This is a genomic window from Streptomyces sp. NPDC031265, from assembly GCF_055570295.1.
Genome location: NZ_JBVIHM010000063.1, coordinates 1 through 5065 on the forward strand (window position 1 = coordinate 1; position 5065 = coordinate 5065).

The 5065-nt window shown below is 65.0% G+C and carries 1 protein-coding gene; it reads right to left on the reverse strand.

All coding sequences use genetic code 11. From position 1 onward, the window contains the following. Window positions 1-5065, reverse strand: a 5065-nt coding sequence (locus ACZ499_RS40005) for an SDR family NAD(P)-dependent oxidoreductase (RefSeq protein WP_468682144.1), incomplete at both ends; no start/stop codon positions are given.

Genomic DNA, 5065 nt, shown 5'->3' on the forward strand with positions numbered 1-5065 from the left:
ACAGGCGCGAGTGCGGAGGCAGGAACGGCCCCCGCTCCCCCCGCCAACTCACCCGACAACCACTGCGCAACCGCCACCGGCGTCGGGTAATCGAAGACCAGCGTGCTCGGCAGACGCAGCCCGGTCGCCCCATTGAGCCGGTTCCGCAGCTCCACCGCGGTCAGCGAATCGAAACCCATGGCCTTGAACGCGTCACCGACACCCACCGCATCGCTGTCACGGTGTCCGAGCACCACCTGGACCTGGCCACGCACCAGATCCAAAAGCACCTGATCCCGCTCGGATGAGGAAAGACCCCGCAACCGTTCGGCCAGACCCGCCCCCGAACCCGGCACACCGCGGGCGGCACGCCGCCGCCGGCCCGGCACCAGCCCCCGCAACAACGCCGGCACCGCCTCGGCACGATCACGCAAACCGGCCACGTCCCAACGCGCCGCCACCACCGACGCAGCCCCCGAGACCACCGCCCGGTCCAGCATCCCCAGACCCTGCTCGGAGCCCAGCGGCAACACCCCCGCACGCGCCATCCGCGCGACATCGGCCTGCCCCAGATCCCCAGTCATCCCCGACGCCTGCTCCCACAGACCCCACGCCACCGACGTCGCCGGCAGGCCCGCGGCACACCGCAGCCGCGCCAGATCATCCAGAAACGCATTCGCCGCCGCGTAATTCCCCTGCCCCGCCCCACCGATCACACCAGCAACCGACGAGAACAACACGAAGAACGACAGATCCAACCCCGCCGTCAACTCATGCAAATACCACGCCCCGTCAACCTTCGCCCGGAACACACGCTCCACCTGCGCCGCCGACAACGATCCCACCACACCGTCATCCAGCACACCCGCCGCATGCACCACACCCACCAACGGAGCATCCACCGGGACCGACTCCAACACCCCCCGCAAAGCCTCCCGGTCCCCCACATCACACGCCACCACAGAAACCGAAGCCCCCAACCCCTCCAGTTCCTCCACCAACCCCACAGCACCCGACACACCCAGCCCGCCACGGCTCACCAACACAACATTCCGCACCCCCCACACACCAACCACATGCCGGGCAACCAACCCACCCAACACACCAGTCCCACCAGTAACCAAAACCGTCCCCGAACCACCCACCACAGGCAACATGGTCATGACGTTCTTGCCGACATGGCGGGCCTGCGCAAGGTGTCGGAATGCATCACGCGAAGCTCGAGCGTCCCAGGTGGTGATCGGCGTATGCCTCAACTTTCCGCGCTCGAACAGCTCAAGCACCTCAGCCAGCATCTCGGCGATACGATCAGGTGCCACCTGGGTCAGGTCGAACGGGTGATAAGAGATCGCGCGAGTTCCCGTCGAGACCTCATGCAGCGACCGAATATCGGTCTTCCCCATCTCGATAAACCGCCCACCGTTTGGCAGCAGTCGCAGTGAGGAATCTATGAAGCGCCCCGTCAGTGAGTTCAGGACTACATCAATCCCCTTGCCCTCGCTGATGCTGCGGAACTTCTCCTCGAAACCAGTAGTCCGCGAGGATGCGATGTGGTCATCGTCTACACCCAGCGACCGAACGGCATCCCACTTGGTTTCACTTGCCGTCCCGTAGACTTCGGCACCGAGGTGCTGGGCGATTTGCACCGCTGCCATTCCTACACCGCCAGCAGCGGCATGGATGAGCACCGACTCGCCTGCCCCCAATCCAGCCAGGTCAACCAATCCGTAATAGGCCGTGAGAAATGTGATCGGCACAGCGGCGGCTTGTGTGAACGTCCAGCCGTCCGGAATGTGTGCAAGCGTACGATGGTCGGCGACCGCGACGGAGCTGAACGCGTGCGGGAACATCCCCATCACCCGGTCGCCCGGCGACAGCGTGGCGACTCCCGGACCGACTTCCAGGACCACGCCGGCGCCCTCACTGCCAAGGACGGTTTCCCCTGGGTACATACCGAGAGTCATCAGCACATCGCGGAAATTCAAACCCGCGGCGCGCACTGCGATACGCACTTGTCCTGTGCCGAGTTCGGTCTGACCAGCGGGGTTGGCGGTCACCACAACACTGTCGATCGTGCCGGCATCCTCGGCATCCAACCGCCAAGCAGTCCCCCAAGGGGCTACGGGCAAGTCGTCATGCGAACCAGAGCGCGTCAACCGCGCGCCCCTGACCTCGCCTGCTTCAATCCTCAGTTCGTTCTCATCGGAAATAGCAGCTGCTGTCGGCAAAGCCTTCCAGGATTCCCCCAGCCCATCCACGTCGATGAGTGCGAACAGACCGGGGTGCTCAGTCTGAGCAGACCTCAGCAAGCCCGATACTGCGGCATCAATCGGCGCATCCTGGGTTACCCGGTGAGTCACCACAGCCAGTCTGCAGGAAGCGAGAGCAGGCTCGGCCTGCCATGCCTGCAGTACCTCCAGAACGGAAAGCGTGGCCTTCCGAGCGGCATCGGGCACCAGATCAGAAGACGTTCCTGCCATGACATCGAGAAATACAGTCTGCGGTGTGAGCTCCCCCGCCACCAATGCATCTGTCAGAACGCTGACGTCAGGGAAACAAGTCAGCTGCACGCCAGCCAGCCGCAGCCCTGCCGCGAGTTCCGAGTCTGCAGGCCCGATCAGTGCACTTCGGCCCGACAGCTTCTCGGGCACCACGCTCAAAGTTTCCCACCCGACCTGGAGCAGCGAATCCGGCTGCGTTGGAGAGGTCGCGGTCCGGAGCTCGTCCGTCGGCATCGGACGGAACGACAGGCGGTCCACCGATGCCACCAACTCGCCAGCGGCATCGAACATTTCCAGCGAAACGGATTCCTGGTCAGTGCGTGATACCCGTACGCGAGCGACCGTCGAGTGTGTTGCGTGGATGGAGACACCCGACCAGGCAAAGGGGATACGGAGCTCCGAAGATTCCTCCACCGTATCGATCAAGGCACCATGGATGGCCGCATCAAGGAGCACAGGATGCAGGGCGTACTTTCCTGCCTCACCGCTCTGCTCGTCGGCCAAGGCAACCTCGACGAAGAGATCATCACCGCATCGCCAAGCCGCCTGCAGGCGCTGGAACCTCTCTCCGTATCCGTAGCCCACTGCCGACGCACGCGCGTAGAAGCCGTCAAGTGCAACGGGCACAGCTCCTGCCGGAGGCCACGACGCCGGCGAAGCAAACTCCGTCGTCGAGTGATTCACCGACAGCACACCAGCGGCATGCATAGCCCACTCGTGCTCTCGCGTGGGGTCATCCGGTCGCGAGAAGACCCGGAAGTCCAGGACGCCCGACTCGTCGGGCTCGTCAGTGACCACCTGAAGATGCGCCGCACCATCCTCCGAGAGCAGCAATGGCGCATGCAAGGTCAACTCGTTGAGATACCCCCGTCCGAACTCGTCACCAGCCCTTATTGCCAGCTCGACGAACGCGGCACCCGGCAGCATGATCTTTCCTGCCACGACGTGATCCGCAAGCCACGGATGCGCAGCCAGGGACAAACGTCCCGTGAGCATGCGACCCTTCCCGTCGGCCAGCCGCACCACCGCCGGCAGCAAGGGGTGTCCGGTCGTTCCCAGCCCGGCTGAGTCCAGGACACCCAGATCCAGGGGGGCTTGGAGCCAGTAGTGCTGTCGTTGGAAGGGGTAGGTGGGGAGGTCGGTGGGGTGTGTCTGGTCGGTGGGCAGGGTGGTGGGCCAGTTGACGGGGAGTCCGTGGGTCCAGGCGTGGGCGAGGGAGAGCTGGAAGCGGTCCAGGCCGCCTTCGTCCCGGCGGAGCGTTCCTGTGACTGTGGCGGCGGTGCCGATCGTGTGGAGGGTTTCTTCGATGCCGATGGTGAGGACGGGGTGGGGGCTGGTTTCGATGAAGGTGTTGATTCCGTCGTGGTGCAGTGCCCGTATGGCCCGGTCGAACTGGACGGTCTGACGCAGGTTGGTGTACCAGTACTCGCCGTCGAGCCGGGTGGTGTCGGTGAGCAGGCCGCCCGTGACAGTGGAATAGAAGGGGATACTGGCGGTGTGTGGGGTGATGCCGCTCAGTGTGTGGAGGATCTGGTCGCGGATGGGTTCGACCTCTGGTGAGTGTGAGGCGTAGTCGACGGCGATACGGCGTGCATGGATGCCCTGTTCCTCGCAGTGCGCAAGGAGCTCGTCCAGCGCAGTTGCCTCACCAGACACGACGGTTGATTCCGCGCCGTTGACCGCAGCGATGGCCAGGCGTCCTTCCCAGCGGGCGAGGTTAACGCGCTGGTGGAGCTCGTCAGCGGGGACGGTGACGGTGGCCATGCCGCCGGTGCCGGTGAGTGTGGTCAGTGCCTGGGAACGCAGGGCGACGATGCGGGCGCTGTCTTCGAGGGTGAGGATGCCGGCGATATGCGCGGCGGCGATCTCGCCCTGCGAATGCCCGATGACGGCGGCCGGTTCAACACCATGCGCGCGCCACAGAGCGGTCAGTGAAATCATGACCGCCCACAGGACGGGCTGGACCACATCGACCCGCTCCAGCGGCGGGCTGCCCGCGACACCGCGCAGCACATCGGTCAGCGACCACTCCACATGAGCGGAAAGAGCCTCCTCACAAGCCCGGATCTGCCCGGCGAACACCTCACTGGAGTCCAGGAGTTCACGGCCCATCCCCACCCACTGCGACCCCTGACCGGGATAGACAAAGACACTCTTGATGCTGCCGCCATGGGCGGTGCCGAGCGTGACGTGACCCGCCAGCCGGTCAGATGCGAGCGCCTCAAGACCGCGCAGGAAATCATCATGACGACGACCGGAGATCACAGCCCGGTGCTCAAACACCGACCGTGTCGCCAGCAGCGCGTGCCCCACCCCCGCCACCGACCACTCGTTGAGTGACTCAAGGTGGGTGTGCAGGGCTGCGGCCTGGGCACGCAGCGCTGCCGGAGTCCGCCCGGACACCACCCACGACACCGACTCTGGCTCCGCTGCGACCACCGCCGGCACAGATCTCGAATCATCACCGTCCGCCAACATCGCAGGCTCTGTTGGGGGTGCTTCTTCGAGGATGAGGTGGGCGTTGGTGCCGGAGATCCCGAACGAGGAGATACCGGCACGACGAGTGCGGCCTTCCCGGGCAGGCC